Source organism: Ohtaekwangia sp. (genome assembly GCF_036786105.1).
Lineage (GTDB): Bacteria > Bacteroidota > Bacteroidia > Cytophagales > Cyclobacteriaceae > Ohtaekwangia.
In genome coordinates this window covers 1-23,140 of record NZ_DAIQRQ010000006.1, presented here as the reverse complement: position 1 = coordinate 23,140, position 23,140 = coordinate 1, and the positions used below count along the sequence as shown (strand labels likewise).

Here is a 23,140-nt window from a genome sequence, read left to right as displayed (position 1 = left end):
CACGTTAACAGTTAGTGGTTGTCAGGAGTTTACCTGACTGCATATAAAACAAAAATCCCCGGTGTGAAAGACATCGGGGATTTTTTGTTGCGCGCCAGAGATATATACCTAATTTTTGAAATCAGTCCAGAGTGATCTTTTCTGCGCGATGAAGAACTCATTGAAGGGGTCGTACTGAATATAGTCGTATATCAGCGGGATTGTGCTGATGCCCTGCAGGTTAATTACACCATATTTACCATCGCGTGCTACAATGGCAAAGCCATTGCCTACATCTTCCAGTTTAGGATATCGCGGCAAGATGAGTATTTTACCCGAGGCATCGGCCAGTCCTTCCTGGTCGTTGATGGTGATCAGAAAATTTTTAGTAGGTAATAACGCTATCCGCTGATAGCGCACCGGTAGCAATACCTTTCCCGTTTTATCAATGGTGCCCCACAATTGCTTCAATCGCACAAACGCTACACCGTTTTTAAAATCCGTTACTTCATCATACGCAGGTTGTATAGCGATCTGATCCTGGTGATTGATATATCCCCAGTGTCCTCTGATTTTGGCAGGTGCAAGTCCTTCACTGAACTTTTGTACACCTTCATAGCGATTTGCTATGCGCAGCCGTCCTTGTGAATCTATAAAACCATATTTACCATTCTTGAGTATAGCACGCAGTCCTTCGCTCTCTTCGTAGATACGCTCGATGGCTTCTTCGGGATGCACCTGTCGATCGGCAATTCTTCCTTCAAGGTCTATCTTCCAGATCGTGCCGGAAGGAAGGTATTCCAATATATAGTCTTGCGATACCTTGATCGGATTATCCGTAAAGTATATCACATTGCCCGCTGTGCTCTTCAATGACTTTCTCTGTGGCGATTCTTCCAGGAATTTATTCTCCGTTAATATGGTCAGCTTGTTGGGGCGTGGTGAAACGATCCACTCTTCCTTCATATTGATGATGCCATATTGCTTGCGAAATTTCACAACAATCAATCCATCATCAATTTGTAGCACTGAATCATATACACACGCAATCACTTCTTTCCCTTTGTTATTGATCGCTCCTGCGAAACCTCGATTATTTGCAACCAGGTATGTATCGCCAAAAGGCTTGAGGTATTCATAAGGCTTTGTAGTCAATTGGGTTCCGAGACTGTCGAGCAATTGCCATGCGTTTTTTCCATTCTGCCGCTGACTGGCTAATATATAGCTCTTGCCCTGTATCAGTGTATCGTATAGGGGTTGAATGATGATTGTTCCCGTGCGATTGATCATGCCGTATTTACGATTCTGCATCACGATCGCTTTGTTGTTGATAAACTTCCCGATGGAAGAGAACGTGTTAGAAGAAACCGGTTTCAATTGTTGATCAGCCAGCACTACCAATTCACCCTTCTTTACTTTGATCAGATTCTTATCAACAGGCTCAATGGAATCGGCCTGATGTTTTTGAATGAGTTTGTTGCGACCATCCAGAAATTCCCACGTATGGGGTAATCGTATTTTCAGAGAACCGTCATCCAGCATGGCAATCGACTGATGGGCAGGCGGAATTTTGATTTGTCCGTCACGATCGATCACGCCTTGCTCCATTCCCTGGTAGATGATTGCATAGTTCCTGGTAAAGGGCGATATCTTGTCGATGATGAACCCGGTTACCTGTTTACCGGTTTCAGAGAACAGCGCAAACTTGTTCTCGAAATTTTGCACAGCAAAGCGCAAGCCTCCTATCGGGTATATATTCTGATACTGCTGCGGAATAATAGTGTGATTAGCGAGATCGGTTACACCGTATTTATACTGGTTGCCGATCTTGGTAAAGACGATGGCTCGCAGAGAGAATATTTTTATACCATCGTATTCAAAAGGCATGGCTTCTTTGCCGGCAATGGTAATACACCCGGCAACAACACGGGGAGAATATGAAGAGCTTTTCTTCGCAATGAAAAGCTGCGATTCGGCAGGAGTCAACTCATCGTATTCATTTTTGGTAATGCGATGGTTGCCGGTATTAATCAGTCCCCAGCGCCCAGCCAGTTTATAACCGGTAACATTATCAACCACAGAAAAATTACCATTGCTCCAGCCCAGTGCATCATACTGTGCAGGAATCACAATCTTTCCCTGATCGTCTTTTAAACCCGCCTTACCGTTTTCCTGAAAAACACTATAATTCGCTGCCGAGGAAAGAAAAGTCATTAACAGCAACGCCAGAGTATAACTCGCTACCTTCATTGCCTGCAAAGGTAGAAAGCCTGACTCGAAATACGTGATTATTATTGAAGCTTCTTGTGAAAATAGAGTACGTGCTCAGGCAACAGTTCTGGATGAGCAATCTTTACCAGGTCGTTTAAAATAATATCGGGGCGCAAATACCCCAGCTCCATATACTCGCTTCCGCCTTTGGCGCCCTTGCGCGCATCGGAAGTATATATCTGCTTTTGCTGAAATGCCTTGAAACGTGTGTAGCGTTCATCGGCTGCACGTATCTCCGCCAATGTCGAGTAAGGCCCTGTGCCTATCCAAAGGTCAGCCTGGTTAGCTTTTTCATATACTGCTTCAAAACTTAGTTCCAGATATCCGTTCGAAGCATCGTTGGTCCACAGGTAATGGATACCGGCATCATCAAGAATTCTGGCAGCATAGTTTTGGCCACCTGGCAAAAACCACGCATCACCGTATACAACGCCACATACTACCGATGGCCTTGTAGTGGTTTGAGCCGCGAGTGCCTGTGTGGCGAGGTAGTTATTTTTGATAATCTGAAAAACAGAGTCAGCGGCTTTTTCGCGGTTGAAAAACACAGCCATAAACTTGATCCACTCCGCCCGGCCCAGCGGATGTTTTTCCAGGTATTCGGCGTTGATCACCACGGGCACACCTAATTCTTCAATCTTCTTAAACTGGCCATAGTCACTGCTCAGCGCATAGCCCATCAGCATGTCCGGTTTTAGTACGGCAAGGCGCTCCAGATTAATACCCTTGTCGATTCCAAGCTCGGTTACTTTACCGGCGTCCACACGAGCACGCATTTTTTCGGAGCTGATAAAATCGGTGGTGGAGAATCCGGTAAGCTTGTCGGTTTCTTGAATGTAATCGAGTAACGGTATATGTGTGGTAGAAGTACAGGCGATGGAGGATAGCGGAGTGCGGATCACCTTTACATCGGCATCGTGAGGAGGGATTTCCTGATCTTTCGGAACCAGTAAGTATTTATAGCCTGAAGAAGCACCCTGAAAAGGTTGAGGCACTTCCACCATTTTTATGTTGTTGGCTTGGTAGTATACTTTGAAACCCATGGCATAATCGAGCGCCAGGGAATCTTTTACAGCGGATGCATTCTTATCAGTCTGTTCCCTGGGCGCACAGGCCCAGCATAGTATCAGAAACAAAATAACGCCCGAAATTTTTTGCATAACACGACTGTTTTGGAATAGAGAAGCAATTTAATCACTTTCACTTCCGGCAAGCTATCGGAAGTATAGGAAGGAGGAATAAATATTTAAGTTTGTCGTGTTATTATACTTATGGCGGATACAAACCCATCGGAAGAAGGAAAGCCTGGAGACAGCTCTCCATATCATTATATGGAAAACGGTTTCATCGTTTTTACAGAGGCTTTCCATTTAAAGCGAGGCTACTGTTGCAAGAGTGGCTGCAGGCATTGTCCGTATGGATTTAAAAAGAACAAAGACAAGCAGGAGCCTAAGTAATTTTTGTAAATACCTATACCTCTTTTTGTAGGTAGTGGTTATGTATAGCTTTATGATATGCCTCTAAATACCGTAACGCAGCCTGTCGCGAAGAGAGTGTTAACTTTTCGACTGACTGTATTAGTTCTTTTCGTGTTGGCTGCAGCGCGGGGAATCGGGCAAAATCTTCCTTCAATAGCTGGCTGAAGTGTTCTTCAAACCAGGCTACATTTTGCCGGCCACGATTCGTTGCAAAAAATCCCGAAGCAGTAGTCTGGCCGTGGTATTGCATAATCATGTCCCACACCGTATCAATCCCCGCACCTGTCTTCGCCGATGATGTAATGACACGTGGCATCCACCCCGATTCAGCAGGAGGAAAGAGATGAAAAGCATGCTGGTATTCTGCCATGGCTTCTGTAGCGTGCTTTATGTTGTCGCCATCGGCTTTGGTAATCGCTATACCATCGGCCATTTCCATAATTCCTTTTTTTATACCCTGCAGTTCATCGCCTGCTCCCGCCAGCATCAGCAATAAAAAAAAGTCGACCATATTTTTAACAGATACTTCTGATTGACCAACGCCAACCGTTTCTACAAGAATAACATCATAACCGGCGGCTTCGCAGAGCAACATCACCTCGCGTGTTTTATGCGCCACACCTCCCAATGTGCTACCCGAAGCACTCGGACGAATAAAGACATGTGGGTCTTTGGATAAATCCTCCATGCGGGTCTTGTCGCCCAGTATACTTCCCTTGGTTAGCTGGCTGCTTGGGTCGATTGTCAGTACAGCTATCTTTTTCCCTTGTCGGATAAGATGCTTGCCAAAGGTTTCTATAAATGTACTTTTGCCAACACCTGGAACACCGGTAATACCGATGCGGATAGCCTGGCCCGTTCGAGCGATTATCTTTTCGAGCAGTGCTGCACCCTGCTGCTGGTCGTCTGCGCGACTGCTTTCAATGAGTGTGATGGCTTGGCCAAGCACAATACGGTCTCCGCGCAGAATACCTTCCGCAAACTGGTCAATCGTGAGTCTGGATTTAATAGTTGGCTTCAAAGTTCTTATTGAATGAAGTTTTAAATTTCTAAATTTACTGGATACTACCCGCTTCCTGTATGAGGAAATTCCTGATCAACAGTTTACTCGCTACCTTATTTGTGTTTGCTTTTATGTGGGGTATTTCGAAGATCACCACACTTAACCTCTTCAATGCCTTTGACCCCATTGCACAGGCGCTTTCAGATTTTGAGCTCATCGATTATGCATTTTCCAACATCAGGCCCGATCCATTGGTAGACGAGCGTATTGTGCTGGTAAATATAGGCAACCTTACGCGCGGAGAATTGGCGCAACAGATATCAATCATTGCACAGCATAAACCCAAAGTAATCGGTATAGATGGTTTTTTTAATTGTGAAGGCGGTCTTCGAGACACGGTTGATTGTCCTCAACTGTTGGATACACTGGGTAATCTGTTGTTGAGCAATGCGATTAAAGAAGCAGGCAACGTAGTGCTCGTATCTAAACTTTTACAATCTGATTCGCTCTCGAAATCGGGTGCTATAGATGTATATGATTCTATTGAATATTCAGATCCCATGTTTCAGGATGTTGCAGATTATGGATATGCAAGCCTGCCAACCGGTGCAAGCTATCAGGAGGATGTAAAAATATGCCGCACGTTCTTTCCAAAAATAGATGTGAATGGGAAAATGGAATACGCATTCGCGGTGAAACTGGCTATGAAATACGATCCTCTGAAGGCTGCAAAATTATTAAGTCGGGAGAATGATGAAGAGGTTGTAAACTTCCGTGGCAATATTGATATACAGGATGTACGCATCAAGGCACTTCGAGGTAAAGATTTGGCCACAACAAAATACCCGGTAATGTTTTATGCGCTGGATGTGCATCAGCCCTTCAACGGTGAATTTCTTCCGGAGATGATTCATGATAAGATTGTGATCTTTGGATTTCTGGGAAAGTATTTTGGCGATCCATCCTGGAACGACAAGTTCTTTACACCGCTTAATAAAAAAGTATCAGGACGTGCCAACCCCGATATGTTCGGGCTTGTAGTGCATGCCAATATACTGGCCACTATATTAAATGAAGATTATATAGATGAACTGCCCGAATGGATAACATATTTGATTGCATTTATCTTTTGTTATCTGAATGTGGCACTCTTCTACGTAATCAACCATCGGTATCCCATGTGGTTTGATAGTGTTTCGCTGGTGATTCAGGTGCTTCAGATTGTTTTATTGATGGGATTTACCATTTGGCTGTTTGCGGCCTCCAACTTCAAGCTCGATCTTACGTTAACACTCGCTACAATTGCGGCCGTAGGGCCATGTTTTGAGTTTTATTTTAACGTTTTAAGGCCTGGTGTGGCACGACTTTGGGTAAATGTTGTGAAAAGATTACCTAAAGCGAACCAGGAGTATTAACGATAAACCGACTAATTTTACGTTTTACGTGAATGCCATTATGAAAATCAAAATCCTACCCTTCCTCTATCTAGTATTGCTGGCTGTTTCTCCTGCTTTTGCGCAGGACTACGCTTTTAAAGTGTTGGTAAACAAAGGGACCAATGAATTAAAAATAGGCGATGCCTGGCAGCCCATAAAAACCGGGGCATCGTTAAAAAGCGGCGATGAGCTTAAACTTTCTGATAATGCATATATAGGCCTCGTGCACGTTACCGGCAAACCTATAGAATTGAAACAGGCCGGTAATTATAAAGTGGCCGATCTGGCAGCCAAAGTAAGCGGAGGTTCTAACGTGCTGAGTAAATACACGGATTTTATTTTGAGCAGCAATTCTGCCGAAGCCAAAAAGAACCGTTTGAGTGCAACCGGGGCGGTACACCGCGGAGAGTCTGCACCTATCCAGATCATGCTTCCTGAAAATCAACATGCCGATGTATATAACAACGCGATTGTTATTTCATGGGAAACCAACAAAGTAGAAGGCCCTTATGTAGTAGTGATTAACAATATGTTTGGTGAAGAGCTTTCAAAAGTTGAGACACCCGAGTCTTCCCTACACATCGATTTGAGTGATGCTAAATATGCTTCCGAAAATGCTGTACTCGTGCAGGTTAGTTCGAAAGCTGATCCGAATAAAAAATCTGCTGAGCGACTGGTGAAGAAACTGGCACCTGCGCAGCGCGAAAAGATCAAAGTATCGTTGGGACAGATACAGGGAGAAGTTGCCGAGCAAACGGCATTGAACAAATTTATACTGGCGAGCTTCTACGAAGAGAATCACTTATATATAGATGCTGTTGCTGCTTACGAAGAAGCCATTGCATTGGCTCCGGATGTTGCTTCCTACAAAGAAGCATACGAAGATTTCCTGATCCGAAACGGTATCAAACGATAGATTTTTCAAAAAAAATAACAGAAAGAAGCCGCCCTAAAAGCGGCTTTTTCGTTGTATGCAGAATATATTCGTGAAAGATGTTCTAATTTTGAATGTAGACAAACAAAACCCTTAACCGTATTAATGTCATGAAAACGAAGTTGGCGCTCGTAGTATGTATCTTGATTACGTTTACGCAAGTGGTAACGGCCCAGGAAGTTGCCTTCAAAGTGCTGGTAAACAAAGGAAAGAATGAAGTGAAGAGTGGAGCGAACTGGCAGACTATTAAAGTTGGTTCGAGCCTCAAAGCAGTAGATGAATTAAAGGTTGCTGAAAACTCGTATGTAGGTCTCGTGCACGTGAGTGGTAAACCACTGGAAGTAAAACAGGCCGGTAAATATAAAGTATCAGACCTGGCAGCGAAGGTGAGCGGAGGTTCCAGTGTATTGAATAAATATGCCGACTTTATTCTCAGCTCCAATACACAGAAAGTCAACAGCATGCAAGCCACAGGAGCGGTGCACCGCGGTTCGATTATACCGCTATATTTACCGATTGCTACTCAAAACCCTGCCATTTATAACGATGAGATCATTATCAACTGGGATGCCGAGAAAATTCCAGGTCCGTATATCGTGAAATTCAAAAGCCTGTTTGATGAAGAGCTTGCCAAGAAGCAGACTAACGAGAACAGCATTAGTATAAACCTGGCTGATGCAGATTTTGCCAATGAAGATAACATTCTTGTTACCGTAGAATCGAAGGCCGATCCGAACAAGGTATCAGAAGTATATACATTAAAGCGCTTATCAAAGGCAGACAAAGCACGCATCAAGAATCTGCTGAATGAAATTGCTGCACAAACCGAGGAGGAAACGGCGCTGAATAAACTGGTGCTGGCCGGCTTTTATGAACAGAACTCATTGCTGATTGATGCGATCACCGCATACCAGGAAGCGATAAAACTTGCTCCCGATGTGCCTACTTTCAAGGATGCTTACAACGACTTTTTAATACGTAATAAGCTTAAAGACAAGCCGTTGGATACAAAATAATAGAATGGAAAAGGCTGCTGCAAAGCAGCCTTTTGTGTTTTATTCCCCTTGGACGAATGCTTTATTCTCCTATTTTTGTGCTGCTTAAAAAACAAGTTCATGAGTGTACTGGTAAATAAAAATTCGAGAATCATTGTTCAGGGGTTCACGGGCTCGGAAGGTACCTTCCATGCCGGACAGATGATTGAATACGGAACCAATGTGGTGGGCGGAGTTACTCCGGCAAAAGGCGGCACAGAACATTTGGGGCGACCAGTATTTAACACCGTGAAAGATGCTGTTGATAAAACAGGAGCTGATGTTTCTATCATTTTCGTGCCCCCTGCATTTGCTGCCGATGCCATCATGGAAGCTGCTGATGCTGGTATTAAAGTAGTCATCGCTATTACCGAAGGTATACCGGTGAAGGACATGACGCAGGCAAAGAAATATATCAAGGATAAAGGAGTTACTCTCATTGGCCCGAACTGCCCGGGAGTTATTACACCAGGCGAAGCGAAAGTGGGCATTATGCCAGGCTTTGTGTTCAAAAAAGGCCGCATCGGTATTGTATCGAAGTCAGGAACGCTTACGTATGAAGCTGCTGACCAGATCGTAAAAGCCGGCCTGGGTATATCTACTGCGATTGGTATTGGTGGTGACCCGATCATTGGAACACCGACAAAAGATGCTGTTGAGTTATTGATGAATGATCCTGAAACCGATGCGATTGTAATGATCGGTGAGATTGGTGGAAATTACGAACCAGTGGCGGCTCGCTGGATTAAAGAAAATGGTAATAAAAAACCTGTGGTAGGATTTATTGCTGGTCAAACAGCGCCTCCCGGAAGAAGAATGGGTCACGCGGGTGCCATCATTGGTGGTGCGGATGATACCGCTGCTGCCAAGATGAAAGTTATGCGCGAGTGCGGAATCCATGTGGTAGAATCGCCTGCAGAAATCGGCGATACCATGGTGAAGGTTCTTTCCAAGAAATAAGACACAATAAAAAAGGCCAGTTAAAAGCTGGCCTTAAATTCTTTCTCCAAATAATCGTTGAGGTTACTTAATCCGCGAAGCATATTCAGTTGCTCGGCTTCTTCATTGGTGTTGTCATTCTTATACAAGACTTCTACAAATAAATCACGCAGCATATAAATGTATATTCTGCGGCCGTTCTTCAGGCGGGTACCCAACATAATACCTTTTTTCTTAAGGTAAGAAGCCTGCTTTTGCAACGACATTTGCCTGAAAATAAATCGAAGTATCATAAAACATTTTTAGGGTTTCAGATACTTCTTCCAATAACAGGCCAAAGTATAAAAGCCCCGAAATCGTTGGAAATTCAGGGCTTTTGTTTGGTGAATGTCTAAGAATGGGAAGCGATTTTACTGAAAATTATAAAATCGGGAGAATCTTATGCCAATTTACATCAGCTCATTGGCCAGGTTTGCCAGCTCGGAGCGTTCACCCTTCTCCAACGTAATGTGTGCATAAAGCTCATGGTCCTGCAATCGGTCAATGAGAGTAGACAGTCCGTTACTTTGAGAATCGAGGTAAGGCGTATCAATCTGGTATATATCTCCGGTAAAAATAATCTTAGTGTTTTCGCCGGCCCGCGTAATGATCGTTTTTACTTCGTGTGGTGTTAGGTTTTGCGCCTCGTCTACAATAAAGCAAATGTTTGACAAGCTTCTTCCGCGTATATAGGCCAATGGTGTGATGACCAGTTTTTCCTGGCTTACCATTTCTGTTATTTTTGAATATTCTTTGTCTGTTTCGCTATACTGGTTTTGGATAAACTTCAGGTTATCCCACAGCGGCTCCATATAGGGATTTACTTTCGATTTAATATCGCCTGGTAAATATCCAATGTCTTTGTTGCTAAGCGGCACAATGGGCCGCGCAAGGTATATCTGCTTGTATTCACGTTTTTGCTCCAATGCTGCAGCCAATGCCAGCAGTGTTTTTCCTGTACCCGCTACACCTTGTATAGATACCAGTCTTATGTCAGGCTTCAGGGCTGCGTGGATAGCAAAGGTCTGCTCAGCATTGCGTGGCTTTACTCCGTATACCGAGCGTTTCTCCACGTGCTCCATCATGCCGTTGAACGGATTGAAGTATGCTAACGCAGACTTCTTGCCGCTTTTCAATATATAGTAGTGATTCTTGGTGGGATGTAATTTTCCAAGAATCTCTTCGGGCTGGCAATATCCTTTTTCGTAGAGCAGGTTAATAAGGTCTGCATTTATATCTTCAATCACCGTTCTTCCGGTATATAATGACGATATATTCTGAACTTTACCCGTGGTGTAATCCTCAGCCTGTAGTCCAAGTGATTTGGCTTTGAGGCGAAGGTTAACATCTTTGGATACAAGGATCACACGCTTGCCCTTCTCTTCCTTCTGCAATTGCAGGGCTGCATTGAGTATGCGGTGATCGGCTTTTACCTCATTGAATATTTTATTGGCATCCACCGCGCTGTGTGTATCCATCAATACCTTGAAGTTGCCCTTGCCTTTGCCATTGATAGGATTCCACTCCTGTAACATGCGGTCTTTGGCAAGCTTGTCGATGAGGCGTATAAATTCGCGTGCTTCGAAATTCTTGGTATCGTTACCTTTTTTGAAATTGTCGAGCTCCTCCAATACCGTTATCGGTATACCGACATCGTGTTCATCGAAGTTGAGGATGGAGTTGTGTTCATAAATAATGACAGACGTGTCGAGTACGAAGATCTTCTTCTCCTTCTTAAGTTTAGCCATGCTTCACAAAGAACTTAGGGTGGGGTCTTGAACGAAATTTTCGATGATCAATTCTTCCTTTAGAGGATTGCATGCAAAAGTGTTCGTAGACTTTTTTGACTTGTTTAATGTGTCAAGTAAACATTGTTTGTTGATGACACCTATATCGTATGCCGCAGTCATCACCTGGTACGAGTGCGGTGCATAACGATTTGAATGAAAGCTAAAGAAAAGGTTACGATTAGAGAAGAGGTGAAGAAGAAAACTTTTTTTATAACTTTACGACCCGTTTCGATGCAAGCTATCTTTTGCCCGAAAAGCCAGCGAGTAAATATCACCACGCTCATTCGGAGATACCCGAAGTACATCTGCCAGCACCAGCAATATCAATTTCCTGGAAGCATAAAATTTTTTAAGTCCGCTGATCTCAGTAAATTTCTTTAATGTAATCGTACTGTTAACATCCAGATACTGCATCAACAGATGCTCGTGTTCACCATAGTGAAAACGAACATCTCTCTTGTTCTGCGATCGCCTGGCAATTTCGCGCACCTCACGACTGGCCTTTATACTCTTGTCGTCAACGCGTACGAATGATTCTTTAGTTTCCTCGCCTGTGAGAAGATAGTGTGGTTTTTTATTACTCTCGGCAATTTCATATTGTATAACGGTACGCGCATTGCCAATGGGTATAAATGTTTCAGTATACGTTAGTGCAGGCTTGCATTTCTTTAAGGCTTGCTTAATAACATGCGATTCATCTTCCGGATGTTTCAATCCGGGTATAGTCAGGTCATCGCCGATGCCTACTAATAATATACCGCCCTGCGTATTGGCAAACGCAATCATTTCCCGAACAATCTTCTCGGGGAACGCGGCCTTTCGTTTAAATTCCAGTGTAAGCCCTTCGCCATGCATCACCAGTTTCTTCAATTGCTGAACCTGCTGTGCATTAAAGGTGACGGATTCCTGGGGTCTCATAAACGATAATTAAAAAACAGTAAGTGAAGATGTTGAATGAATTGCTAACTACATAACGAACGATACCAACTATATATAGGGTAGCGGTGCTTTATAAAAACGAAAGCTTAAAGCAATGTGCTCTAAGCTTTCGTTATTCGTTATAATGTCTTTTAAAATTTACCTCTTGCCAGTTCGTCATTCTCATCATCGTCATCCTCTCCGGGACGCGGAAGTGTGAACATACTGCTGAGCAGATCCTTGAATTGCAATCCGGCAGAAAGCGAATGTTTGCTGATGAGGCTATATTCTGCCAATCCGTGCAGCGCAAACTCCATCAGGAATAATTTCGTGGCGGCATCCTGATTTTTATGGAAATCATTGATGAGATCGTTTAGCCCCGGTACAGACTTCAGTGCTTTTTCGAAATCACTTTGCGTCATGTTATGGAGCAAATCAACCGTGTTACCTTCACCAAACCAGTCGGATACCTTCTTATAGGGGCTTTTCTCTTTTTGTTTTCTGAATTTGTCAGGATCCGGAAAATAATTTACGAACTGTGTGCGTAATGCTTTGCCAATCAGGTTCTGTGCTACTATACCCGGGCCTTCCTGCTCCCCTTCATACACTAGTTCTACTTTACCGGTAATGGCGGGCACTACACCTATAAAATCTGTTACGCGTATAGCGGTATTCTTTTCTCCATTAATAATGCTTCTGCGTTCGGCGGCTGCTACCAGATTTTCATACGCAGATATGGTGAGGCGTGCCGATACACCGCTCTTGGCATCTACATATTCACTCTTGCGTGCTTCAAAAGCAATTTGCTCGATCAGGTCTTTCGCAATCTCATTGACAGATACAATGGAGCGCTGAATGTCTTTAAGTCTCGCCTCCTGTTGTGTGATACGTTTACCAATAGCCAGCGTTTTAGGATAGTGTGTAATGATCTGACTATCGATCCGGTCTTTTAATGGCGTTACAATGCTGCCACGATTGGTATAGTCTTCCGGGTTGGCAGTGAATACGAACTGGATATCCAGCGGCATACGAATTTTAAAGCCGCGTATCTGTATATCGCCCTCCTGCAGAATGTTGAACAACGCTACCTGTATGCGTGCCTGCAGGTCGGGCAATTCGTTTATTACAAAAATACTGCGGTTGGAGCGCGGTATCAATCCAAAATGAATGACACGCTCATCGGAATAGGGAAGTTTTAGCGTAGCTGCTTTTATAGGATCAACATCACCAATCAAATCGGCGATGGATACATCCGGGGTTGCCAGTTTTTCGGTATAGCGTTCATCGCGGTGCAGCCATGCTATTGGGGTAGCATCGCCAAGCTCTGCAATTTTGTCTCTTCCAAAACGGGAGATCGGGCTCAGCGGATCATCGTTCAATTCTGAGCCTTCAATATAGGGTATATATTCGTCCAGCAGATTTACCATGAGGCGCGCAAGCCTTGTTTTTGCCTGGCCGCGCAAGCCAAGCAGGTTTACATCGTGGCCTGCCAGTATAGCGCGCTCCAGGTCTGGGATAACCGTTTCCTCATATCCCCAGATGCCTTCAAATACAGTTTCTTTTTTACGAAGCCGGTCGATCAGGTTTTCGCGAAGCTCTTCTTTCGTGGAGCGCGATGTATAGCCTGCTTTTTTTAATTCACCAAGAGTCTTAATGGATGTGGAATACATAAATATAGTCTAAAATAAAGTATCGCTATGTGCGACTGATTATAAGTTCTTTGTTCGGTTGCGTTTGAAATCTTCAAACACGAGGTTGCCCAACCCTTCCAGGCTGCTGTAGTATGCATTGCCGTTGTTGGCTTTTGTAAAATCGCGCACAAAAGATTTCAGATACGGGTCGGTGGCAATCATAAAGGTAGTAACCGGAATTTTTAATTTCCGTAGCTGGCCTGCCAGGTTAAGTGTTGTATTCAGTATTTTCTGATCAAGACCAAATGCATTTTTATAGTATTTAATACCTTGTTTGATGCAGGTGGGTTTGCCATCGGTGATCATGAAAATCTGCTTGTTGGCATTCTTGCGTCTGCGCAAAATATCCATGGCAAGCTCCAGGCCTGCCACGGTGTTTGTATGATAGGGACCTACCTGCAGATAAGGGAGGTCTTTGATTTCGATCTGCCAGGCATCGTCACCAAATACCAGAACATCCAGCGTATCTTTCGGATATTTTTTGGTGATGAGTTCTGCCAGTGCCATGGCTACTTTCTTGGCCGGTGTAATGCGATCTTCACCATACAGGATCATAGAATGCGAGATGTCGATCATCAGCACCGTGGAAGTTTGCGTTTTATACTCGCTCTCCATTACCTCCAGATCGTCTTCTGTCATGAAGAAATTATCGAGGCCGTGATTGATCTGTGCATTTCGAAGCGAATCGGTAACTGATATTTGTTCGAGTGTATCACCAAATTCATAGTCTCTCCGTTCGGTCGTTTGTTCATCACCACGGCCGCTATGTGAGGTATTGTGCTCGCCCTGTTTGGTCTTTTTAAGTTTGCCGAATATTTCTTCGAGTGCCGATTGGCGCAGGTTCTGTTCGCTTTTCGCTTTCAGTTTAAATTCCCCCTTGGGGCCTTCATCCGTAACATAGCCGTTGCGTTTCAGGTCTTCAATAAAATCGCCAACGCCATACTGGCCATTGGTAAGATTATATTGACGATCTACTTCTGTGAGCCATTGCAGTGCTTCGCCAACGTTACCGGAGGTGATGAGCACCAATTGCATGAATATCTTCAAGAGCTTTTCGAAATCGCTTTTGCCCTGGTCTTGCGGAGGTGTGTATTTTGAAAATCTGTATCCCAGCATAGCATTAAGGTATAACTCTCTAAACCATTAATTTCGACTTTCTGTTTCTCCTTCAAAATTTAAATTCCTGAAAGATTCTTGCATTGTGTAAGGATTCTGCCAGAATCGAAAAATGCCGTTGAACCGACTTAAATATCTTTGAATAACAATTTAACCAAACAACCTTATGAAAAAGTCTGTAGCTGCTTTCGTCTTAGTAGGTGTAATCCTCTCATCCTGTGGTTTTCACACCTGCCCAACGTATGCCAAGAAGGTTCAAAAGAAGGCTGCTCCTTCTCGCGAAACCCGCATCTGATTTGTTCACAACGCTCTCATTAACCTAAACAAATAAAGAAGCCATCCTGAAAAGGATGGCTTTATTTTATTCACGCTTCCAAATCTTACGAAGCTTTTTTATCACGCATTGTGCCGTATACATAATCCCACAAGGGAGAAGATACACCAAACACAATCTCGCCATCTTTGTAGTGGTGAACGCTATGATTTACCCACCATGCCTTAAAGAAATTTTTGGGTGGCTGAAACGCATGCACCATGTAGTGCACTGACAGATAGCCTGCATAGCCAACCAAAAATCCGGGCAGGAATGCAAACACCAGGTCACCCATTATTAATCTGAAGAAAAGCAGCAGAATGGTGGCGATGGTAATGCTTAGCAGTGGGGGCATTGCCAGCCTGTCCTTGTCCTTCGGGAACTCATGATGCACTCCATGCATAGTATACTGCAGCTTCTGTCTGAATTTCGTATAGGTCTGCATGTGAAAGATATAGCGGTGCGTCATGTATTCTACCCACGTGAAGGCGAGCAATCCGAAGAAGAACATACCGGTTGTTACAAATGCATTGAGCGATGTGTGTGTTATACTCCAGTATAATAATCCTGAAGAGTATAAAAAGAATATGGTAAGTGGAATGGAGATATGTGTGCGTGACAGTTTCTCCAAAATCGGGTTCTTAAAAAGCTGCTTGGTTCCTTTGTTTTTGGGTAATACCTCTACTTCCATACCGTATTCAACTTTTGTGCGAAATTAAAATCACAGGACTCTCGTACAAAATTTATTAACGTTTATACCGCAGTTTTCGCTGCGGATTTTTCTAAAATTTTCTGGTAATAGCTTTCGTACAAGGGCAGTATCTTCGTGATATCAAAATCTTGTGCCCGCTTCAATGCGTTCTCTTTAAAGCGGGGAAGGTTGTTTTTATCCAGTACAAACAGGGCTTTTCGCGTCATATCTTCCACATCGCCTACGGCACTCATAAAGCCGGTAACACCCTGCACATTAAGTTCGGGTAGCCCACCCGTGTTAGTCGAAATTACTGGTACTTCGCAGGCCATTGCCTCCAGCGCTGCCAGACCGAAGCTCTCCTTCTCGGACGGCATAATGAAGAGGTCGGCTACCGAAAGCACTTCTTCCACTGCTTCAAGCTTTCCGAGAAAACGTATATCATCGCAGATGCCCAGCTCACGACACATACCTTCAGCATGATTACGCTCAGGCCCATCGCCAATCATGAGCAGCTTGGCCGGTATTTCTCTGCGAATGTTTGCAAACACCTGGATCACATCCGGTATACGCTTCACTTTTCTGAAGTTGGATGTGTGCACAATGAGCGACTCGCCGTTGGGGCAGATCGCTTTCTTGAAGTGATCCTTCTTCTGCTTCTTGAATTTTTCAAGATCGATGAAGTTAGGTATAACTTCTATATCATTCAATACTTTGAAGTGCTGATAGGTTTCTCTTTTCAGATCTTCAGATACAGCCGTAACGCCATCAGACTGGTTGATGCTGAATGTTACCACGGGTTCGTATGAAGGATCTTTACCCACCAGCGTTATATCAGTACCGTGCAGGGTTGTTACTACCGGTATAAATATACCATGTGTACGCAAAATCTGTTTAGCCATATAGGCTGCAGAAGCATGTGGTATAGCATAATGTACATGCAGCAAATCAAGTCTTTCGTTCTTTACCACACTTACCATTTTGCTGGCCAGTGCAAGCTCGTAGGGTTGAAATTCAAAGAGGGGGTATGATCGGAAATCTACTTCGTGATAGTAAAGATTTTCATTCAGGAAATCGAGGCGGGTAGGTTGTGAGTAAGTGATAAAATGTACTTTGTGACCTTCCTGGGCGAGTGCTTTACCGAGCTCAGTCGCTACTACACCACTTCCTCCGAAGGTTGGATAGCATACAATGCCAATTTTAATTTGTTCCACTGGTGGTTGGTTTTTGTTACAGCTTAACCCGTTTCACATAGGGTTAGTTTCTCTTCTTTTGTTAATTTATTGTGAATGGGCGCAATAATCAAAGATCGATTGATAGATGACGTCCTGAATACGCGAACGGATGTTGGTGGTATTAAGACGCGTGCTCCGGTCGGGATATACTCTGTTGGATAGGAAAATATATACGAGGTCGAACTCCGGATCGATCCACATACACGTGCCGGTAAACCCGGTGTGGCCAAAGGTAAGCGGCGATGCAGTTAATGATGTAGGGCTGTTCCACTCACTTTGCACCGGGCGATCCCAGCCAATGGCTCTGCGGCCTTTATACATTTTGGTAGAGAATAAACGTACTGTTTCCGGCTTGTAATAATGATATCCTCCATAATATCCTTCTTGCAAAAGCATTTGTCCGAGCTTCGCCAGGTCGCTGGCATTGCTGAATAAACCGGCATGGCCACTGACACCGCCCATCATGGCGGCACGCTCATCGTGTACAGTGCCTGCGATCAGTTTCTTACGGTATATTTTGTCGATCTCGGTAGGAGCAATGGTTTGCACCGGAAAGTTATCCAATGGATTGAAGCGGGTAGTATAGGCACCCAGTGGCTCATAAAAATTTTGATGCAGAAAATCATCCAGCGGTTGATTTAAAAGTCGTTCCACAATGTGCTGCATAATCATCAGTCCCAAATCGCTATAGCGGTATGGATAAGGCGTGCGTGGTGGTTTTTCGGCCATCCTGGACTGAATGATCCACGACCAGACAGAATCTTTCATGGCCTGCGATCCATAAAGTCCGGGGGCCACGGGAAAAGGATGTACTGCATCGCGCGTGTGGCTGTAGAATTGTGGCAGAAATGTAGTGTCTTTCATCGTCTGCGGCCACATGGGTATAAAGGGTGCAAGTCCCGCCTGGTGTGTGAGCATATCAATAATGGTGATATCTTTCTTGTTGCTGTTTCGCAGCTCAGGCAGATAGACAGAAGCCTTTTTATTGAGGTCGATGAGGCCACGCTCGTACATAAACATGGTGGCTTGTAGCGTGGCAGATACTTTGGTGAGTGAAGCGAGATCGTAAATGGTCCGCTCTGTTACGGGTGATTTCTTCTCGTATGTGAGGTATCCAAACGATTTATCATACACCACTTTGCCATGACGGGCTACCAATACCTGGCATCCGGGCGTTGCCATCGTTTTGATAGCCTCCCGGGCAATGGAGTCAATCTCCGTGAGCACACGACTATCCATGCCGGCATCTTCGGGTATAGAATAGGTAAGGCGGTTAAGTGAAGAGTATGTATTGCTGATACCGTTCTTCAGTTGATCGCTTATGCTCATAGGCAGTATAGCATCTGCCGCGAGTGCTCCAAAAATTACCTGCGGCACACCTTCCAGCATTTCGCGTGTGTTGGTATAGGCTGTAATAACCGTGGGGTACTGCCCGGCCGTGCGTAGAAATTCTTCATTGCCAAAGTCGCAGAGAATTACTTCATGACGATTAAATGTTCCCAGTAACTGCTTTAATATACTCAGCGCCTCCGGTGTTGTTTGCGGGTAAATACCAATGATGATGGTAAACTTATCTTTACTTTCTGCAAGCCGCTTAAGCTGCGGCAGTTGATGTAATGTATAGCGGTCGGCATGTGTATAGTGTGTCAGGTAATGATATAGCGCATCCGGTTTTTGTGTAGTGTCGCTGGTAATGTATACAAATTTTTTATTATCGAGTATAGATACCGGTAACACATTGTTACTGTTCTTCACTACCGTGATGGCGGCTTCCTGTAATTTTTTATTCAGCAGTCGCGATTGCGGTGTGTTGAGCCGGAGTAAAAGATTATCGGTGTTGATCACTTCCTTGTGCCACAGGCCGGCATCATATTTAGCCGCGAGTATCTTTTTAACACTTGCATCCAGTTGCTCTTCGAGCTGCTTATCGCGGCGAACCTGCCGGCGTATTTTTCGAATAGCGTTGTTAATGTCTTCCGGGTATAGCTGCACATCATTACCGGCCTTTAATGCATAGAGTGATGCCAATCCCTCACCGTTCTTTTCCTCCATGGGCGGAACATTGCGCATGTCTGTAAAGGCCAGTCCCTTAAAGTTCATGTTCCTTTTTACCCAATCGCCTGTAAACAGCGATGACAATGCCTGCGAAGTAAAATTGTTCTTACGTGCCAGGCTCATGTTGGAATAGAATAATGGCAACTCTGTGCTGCCGGGTATAAATCCGGTGAGCCCGCCATCGAAAAGTCGTCTGAAAGTATATACCTGTGCGGTGTCCACAGCAGGTTGAACAATGGGCCAGCCCTTCTCTACCTCTGTAATGGTTAATCCCTTTACCGGAAAATTCTTTACCACCGCCAGCACATGCTGATCGGCCATGCCCTTCATGAACGCCAGTGCCTTGTTGGTGATGCGAAATTTATTTTCTCCGAAAGACTGGTAGTGTAGGGTTGGCGTTGTATTCATCTCCACGGTGGGAGCGAAATTCAGATTAACGCCAATCATCTTTAGTTGCAGTGCGATATTCTTGCCTAGTTCGTAAAGCAGTGAATCATTTCTGATTGCGCCCAACACGAGTGGAGACGGATAGGTAAGTGTACTGTCGAGGCTCATGCCTAAACCGCCTTCGGCATCCTGCGCAATGAGCAATGGTATATCAGACTCTTTCTGAAATCCGGCAATCAGTCGGGCGAGTGTTACCGGGTTGCCACCGGCTATGATTAGTCCGCCTACTTCTTCATTTTTTATTTTGGAACGTACTTCATTCAGCCTGGCAGCATCGGTTTGGGCCGGCACTTGTATCATAAATAGCTGGCCGATTTTTCGGTTGGTGTTGAGGGAATTGAATACGCTGTCAACCCAGGCTTGCCTGGTTTGTTGGGCGCATGCGGGTATAATACAGTAGAGTATAAGTGCAAAGAGACCAAGCGTCTTTTTAACCATCCGTTAATAAAGTTTAAAAAATGAACGATTACGGTGAACGAGCGAAGTTAACGGTTAAATTTTTAACGGTGAACTTCCGGGAACATTTCAACGGGTGTATCTAAAAATCTGGCGATTCCTTCTGTAAAATTTGCCACCTTTGTGCTTCCTTAATTTGCACGACTGCATTCATGCCTGACATCATTCAGCTTTTACCCGATTCGATTGCCAACCAGATTGCCGCTGGTGAAGTGGTGCAACGCCCGGCTTCGGCTGTGAAGGAGCTGATCGAAAACTCGATCGATGCGGGAGCCACCACCATTAAACTGATTGTAAAGGAAGCCGGTAAATCTCTGCTGCAGGTGATCGATGATGGTAGCGGCATGTCGGAGACCGATGCACGTATGAGCCTGGAGCGTCATGCTACATCCAAGATACGGAAGGCCGAAGATCTGTTCGCACTATATACCATGGGCTTTCGTGGTGAGGCGCTGGCCTCTATCGCAGCCGTGGCACAGGTAGAAATTAAAACACGACTGGCTGACCAGGAACTGGGCACCTGCATTGTGGTAGAAGGCTCGGATATAAAAAAACAAGAGCCTGTAGCCTGCGAGAAAGGAACCAGTATCGCAGTAAAAAATCTCTTCTACAATATACCGGCGCGCAGAAATTTTCTGAAGTCAAATCCGGTAGAACTAAAACATATCATTGAAGAATTTCAGCGGCTCGCGCTCGCACATCCGGAAATTTCTTTCTCCATGATTCATGGTGATGAACGTATATACGATCTGCCCGCTACCAAGCTCAGCCAGCGTATTGTAAACCTGTTTGGCAAATCGTATCAGGAGCAACTGGCTACCTGCCAGGAGGAAACGGAGAATGTTAAAGTGCAGGGATATGTAGGCAAGCCCGACTTTGCACGCAAAACGCGGGGTGAGCAGTTCCTGTTTGTGAACAACCGGTTTATCCGCAGCAACTATCTGAACCACGCGGTGATGAATGCCTTTGAAGGACTGATCTCCGAAAACAGTTTTCCGTTCTATGTGCTCTTCATTCACATGGATCCGAAGCATATCGATGTGAACGTGCACCCTACCAAAACGGAAATCAAGTTTGATGATGAGCGTGCTGTGTATGCTGTAGTGCGCGCTGCGGTGCGGCAGGCTATAGGCTCGCACAACCTGACACCGGCTATAGATTTTAATGCCGATGTGAATTTCATCACCAAGCTTAACAATGCCAACAACCAGTCAAAGCAGGTATATTTTGAAGAACGATTCAGCACAGCCTTACATCGCTCCAACACCGAAAATTGGGAGAAGCTGTTTGAAACCCCCGAAATAAAACCGACCATTCGCCAGCAGGATGAAATTACGGCACCACAACCGCAGACGCTGCGGTTCGAGAGTGCAATAAATCAGTCATCACAAGCGACTGCTTCAGAAGAGCGGACGTTGTTTCAACTTCATGCCCGTTACCTCGTTAAACAGGTGAGGTCGGGTATGATGATCATCGATCAGCAGGCTGCGCACGAACGCATTTTGTTTGAAAAGTTTTTAAATCAACTGAAAAATAAATCCGGTCAGAGTCAGCAAAGTTTATTTCCGCAGGCCATCACGCTGAGTGCAGCCGATTTTGCGTTAGCACTGGAGATGCAACCGGAGATAGAAGCACTGGGGTTTCGCTTTGATGTATTTGGAAAGAATACACTGGTGGTAAATGGTGTGCCAACTACAGTGCAGGGCGGTAATGAAAAAGATTTGTTTGAAGGATTGATCGAGCAGTTCAAGGTCAACCAGTCGGAACTTGAGTTGCCGCTGCAGGAAAATCTCGCGCGGGCGCTGGCCAGGCGGGCTTCCATTAAGGCCGGGCAGCCGCTGGTGCGCGAAGAAATGCAGGCCCTGGTAGATAGTTTGTTTGCGTGTTCAACATCGAACTACTCGCCAGACGGGAAACCTACATTTTTTATTTTTGAATTAACTAAACTTGAAACCTATTTTAGATAATCCCGACCTATAACAGAAAACGGAAGAAGCAGATTAATTAAACTTACTATGTTCAGACTTACGCCGGTTGTTAGAAGTATTATCATTATAAATGTGATTGTTTTTATAGGCCAGATGGTAGCGCCCAGTATGGATTTCGCAGGATGTTTTGGCAGTAGTGGTATAGGCTTCGCATATCAGAACGACATCATTACAGGCTTTTTGTCAATGTGGAATACGCATACCGATTGCTTTAAGCCTTACCAGCTTTTTACGTATATGTTCGTGCATGGAGGATTCTCGCATATATTCTTCAACATGCTGAGCCTTGCTTTTATGGGACCAATGCTGGAATCATATTGGGGAACCAAACGGTTCACAATGTTCTATATGGTAACGGGTATAGGAGCGGGCATTTTTAACATTATTGTAGATCGATATCTCGGTATTGGCTCTTACGGCATTATGATGGGAGCTTCCGGTGCTATATATGGTATTTTAATGGGCTTCGGTATGATATTTCCTAACATGGAAATAATGTTATTGATCCCCCCAATTCCGATTAAAGCTAAGTATCTTGTGTTTCTGTTAGGAGGCCTGAATTTTTTCATGGACAAAAGTGGAAATGTGGCTCACTTCGCACACCTGGGTGGTGTAATTTTTGCGTTTCTGCTGATCACCGCCTGGCGAAAAGAGGGTGGCGATGGATGGAGCTGAGCGTTAAACAATTTAGTGTGTTGATGTATGTTTGAAGAATTCAAGAACGCATTTAACCGGTATAATAATGCACACGTACAGTTGATCATTATCAACGTGGTCGTGTTCCTGGTGATGGCGGTTATCACCGTGTTCTCAACAATAAGTCAGTTTCCGGAAATAGGGGAGTGGTTGCACCTGCAGGTAGCTATACCTGCACCCATCGAAGCCTTTATCCTGAAACCGTGGACTATCATGACATATGCCTTTGTGCATGATCTGAGTGGTATATTTCATATACTTTACAATATGCTGTTCCTCTACTGGTTCGGTAAATTGTTTGTAGAGTATCTCGGCAGCGATAAACTTGTTTCGGTATATGTGCTGGGCGCATTGGCAGGCGGTGCTTCTTACCTGCTGGTATATAACCTGATTCCGTTCTTTATAGAACGCACACCGTTATTGGGTATGATTGGCGCATCGGCAGCAGTATATGCCATTGTAGTGGCTACCGCTACATTGCTTCCGGATTATACTTTCTTTTTGTTGTTCCTCGGGCCAGTGCGCATTAAATATATAGCAGCTTTTTATATCGTGTTGTCCTTTCTGGGTACCGTTCAATCCAACGCCGGTGGAAATATAGCGCACCTGGGCGGAGCGTTGATTGGTTTTG

20 protein-coding genes are annotated in these 23,140 nt (G+C 44.5%); 9 read left to right on the top strand and 11 right to left on the bottom strand.

Annotation, left to right across the window (positions count from 1 at the left end):
* Positions 1–108 precede the first annotated feature (108 nt).
* Both V7Q33_RS04685 and V7Q33_RS04680 read right to left on the bottom strand, forming a co-directional pair.
* The gene (locus V7Q33_RS04685) at positions 109–2,229 is read right to left on the bottom strand and encodes a WG repeat-containing protein (RefSeq protein ID WP_333819049.1); all 2,121 of its coding nucleotides are present in this window, start codon (positions 2,227–2,229) and stop codon (positions 109–111) included.
* A gap of 41 nt (positions 2,230–2,270) precedes the next feature.
* Positions 2,271–3,410, bottom strand: coding sequence for an ABC transporter substrate-binding protein (locus tag V7Q33_RS04680; RefSeq protein ID WP_333819048.1), 1,140 nt, complete (start codon positions 3,408–3,410; stop codon positions 2,271–2,273).
* A 111-nt stretch (positions 3,411–3,521) separates the two neighbouring features.
* On the opposite strand from V7Q33_RS04680, the gene V7Q33_RS04675 reads away from it, so the two are divergent.
* The gene (locus V7Q33_RS04675) at positions 3,522–3,707 is read left to right on the top strand and encodes a DUF5522 domain-containing protein (RefSeq protein ID WP_331979182.1); all 186 of its coding nucleotides are present in this window, start codon (positions 3,522–3,524) and stop codon (positions 3,705–3,707) included.
* A gap of 13 nt (positions 3,708–3,720) precedes the next feature.
* Here the strand turns inward: V7Q33_RS04675 and meaB are convergent, their stop codons facing one another.
* Positions 3,721–4,749: a methylmalonyl Co-A mutase-associated GTPase MeaB gene (meaB, locus tag V7Q33_RS04670; RefSeq protein ID WP_333819046.1), complete on the bottom strand. Its 1,029-nt coding sequence runs from the start codon at positions 4,747–4,749 to the stop codon at positions 3,721–3,723.
* Positions 4,750–4,808: 59 nt separating this feature from the next.
* Between meaB and V7Q33_RS04665 the strand changes: the two genes are divergently transcribed.
* From V7Q33_RS04665 to sucD, 4 genes are all read left to right on the top strand, one after another.
* The gene (locus V7Q33_RS04665; RefSeq protein ID WP_331979178.1) at positions 4,809–6,146 is read left to right on the top strand and encodes a CHASE2 domain-containing protein; all 1,338 of its coding nucleotides are present in this window, start codon (positions 4,809–4,811) and stop codon (positions 6,144–6,146) included.
* Between the two features lie 40 nt (positions 6,147–6,186).
* The gene (locus V7Q33_RS04660; protein WP_331979176.1) at positions 6,187–7,083 is read left to right on the top strand and encodes a hypothetical protein; all 897 of its coding nucleotides are present in this window, start codon (positions 6,187–6,189) and stop codon (positions 7,081–7,083) included.
* Positions 7,084–7,211: 128 nt separating this feature from the next.
* Entirely contained in the window at positions 7,212–8,117 is a 906-nt protein-coding gene (locus V7Q33_RS04655; RefSeq protein WP_333819045.1) for a hypothetical protein, read from the top strand.
* Positions 8,118–8,216: 99 nt separating this feature from the next.
* On the top strand, positions 8,217–9,095 hold the full coding sequence (gene sucD / locus V7Q33_RS04650; protein WP_333819044.1) for a succinate--CoA ligase subunit alpha: 879 nt from the start codon (positions 8,217–8,219) through the stop codon (positions 9,093–9,095).
* Between the two features lie 20 nt (positions 9,096–9,115).
* On the opposite strand, the gene V7Q33_RS04645 is transcribed toward sucD, so the two are convergent.
* From V7Q33_RS04645 to V7Q33_RS04625, 5 genes are all read right to left on the bottom strand, one after another.
* Positions 9,116–9,367, bottom strand: coding sequence for a hypothetical protein (locus tag V7Q33_RS04645; RefSeq protein WP_331979170.1), 252 nt, complete (start codon positions 9,365–9,367; stop codon positions 9,116–9,118).
* Positions 9,368–9,523: 156 nt separating this feature from the next.
* Entirely contained in the window at positions 9,524–10,861 is a 1,338-nt protein-coding gene (locus tag V7Q33_RS04640; protein ID WP_331979169.1) for a PhoH family protein, read from the bottom strand.
* 258 nt (positions 10,862–11,119) lie between these two features.
* Complete coding sequence (locus tag V7Q33_RS04635) at positions 11,120–11,821, bottom strand: AlbA family DNA-binding domain-containing protein (RefSeq protein ID WP_331979167.1); 702 nt, start codon at positions 11,819–11,821, stop codon at positions 11,120–11,122.
* A 152-nt stretch (positions 11,822–11,973) separates the two neighbouring features.
* Positions 11,974–13,491 carry a magnesium chelatase gene (locus V7Q33_RS04630; protein WP_333819043.1) on the bottom strand — a complete coding sequence of 506 codons (1,518 nt, stop codon included), beginning with the start codon at positions 13,489–13,491 and terminating at the stop codon, positions 11,974–11,976.
* A 39-nt stretch (positions 13,492–13,530) separates the two neighbouring features.
* Entirely contained in the window at positions 13,531–14,628 is a 1,098-nt protein-coding gene (locus V7Q33_RS04625; protein WP_333819042.1) for a vWA domain-containing protein, read from the bottom strand.
* Positions 14,629–14,794: 166 nt separating this feature from the next.
* Here V7Q33_RS04625 and V7Q33_RS04620 point away from each other — a divergent pair, with 166 nt between their 5' ends.
* A complete protein-coding gene (locus V7Q33_RS04620) occupies positions 14,795–14,923 on the top strand; it encodes a hypothetical protein (protein WP_331979161.1) in 129 nt (42 codons plus the stop codon).
* Positions 14,924–15,008: 85 nt separating this feature from the next.
* Here V7Q33_RS04620 and V7Q33_RS04615 read toward each other — a convergent pair whose 3' ends face one another.
* The 3 genes from V7Q33_RS04615 to V7Q33_RS04605 form a co-directional block, all read right to left on the bottom strand.
* A complete protein-coding gene (locus V7Q33_RS04615) occupies positions 15,009–15,632 on the bottom strand; it encodes a sterol desaturase family protein (protein WP_331979159.1) in 624 nt (207 codons plus the stop codon).
* Positions 15,633–15,694: 62 nt separating this feature from the next.
* Positions 15,695–16,837 (bottom strand): N-acetyl-alpha-D-glucosaminyl L-malate synthase BshA, encoded by a 1,143-nt coding sequence (bshA, locus tag V7Q33_RS04610; protein ID WP_331979302.1) that lies wholly within the window; start codon positions 16,835–16,837, stop codon positions 15,695–15,697.
* A gap of 75 nt (positions 16,838–16,912) precedes the next feature.
* Positions 16,913–19,807 (bottom strand): serine hydrolase, encoded by a 2,895-nt coding sequence (locus V7Q33_RS04605; protein WP_333819041.1) that lies wholly within the window; start codon positions 19,805–19,807, stop codon positions 16,913–16,915.
* 170 nt (positions 19,808–19,977) lie between these two features.
* Here V7Q33_RS04605 and mutL point away from each other — a divergent pair, with 170 nt between their 5' ends.
* The 3 genes from mutL to V7Q33_RS04590 all read left to right on the top strand — a co-directional run.
* Positions 19,978–21,792 carry a DNA mismatch repair endonuclease MutL gene (mutL, locus tag V7Q33_RS04600; protein WP_333819040.1) on the top strand — a complete coding sequence of 605 codons (1,815 nt, stop codon included), beginning with the start codon at positions 19,978–19,980 and terminating at the stop codon, positions 21,790–21,792.
* 48 nt (positions 21,793–21,840) lie between these two features.
* Positions 21,841–22,488 carry a rhomboid family intramembrane serine protease gene (locus tag V7Q33_RS04595; RefSeq protein WP_331979153.1) on the top strand — a complete coding sequence of 216 codons (648 nt, stop codon included), beginning with the start codon at positions 21,841–21,843 and terminating at the stop codon, positions 22,486–22,488.
* Positions 22,489–22,515: 27 nt separating this feature from the next.
* On the top strand, positions 22,516–23,140 hold a 625-nt coding region (locus V7Q33_RS04590; protein ID WP_333819039.1), incomplete at its 3' end, for a rhomboid family intramembrane serine protease.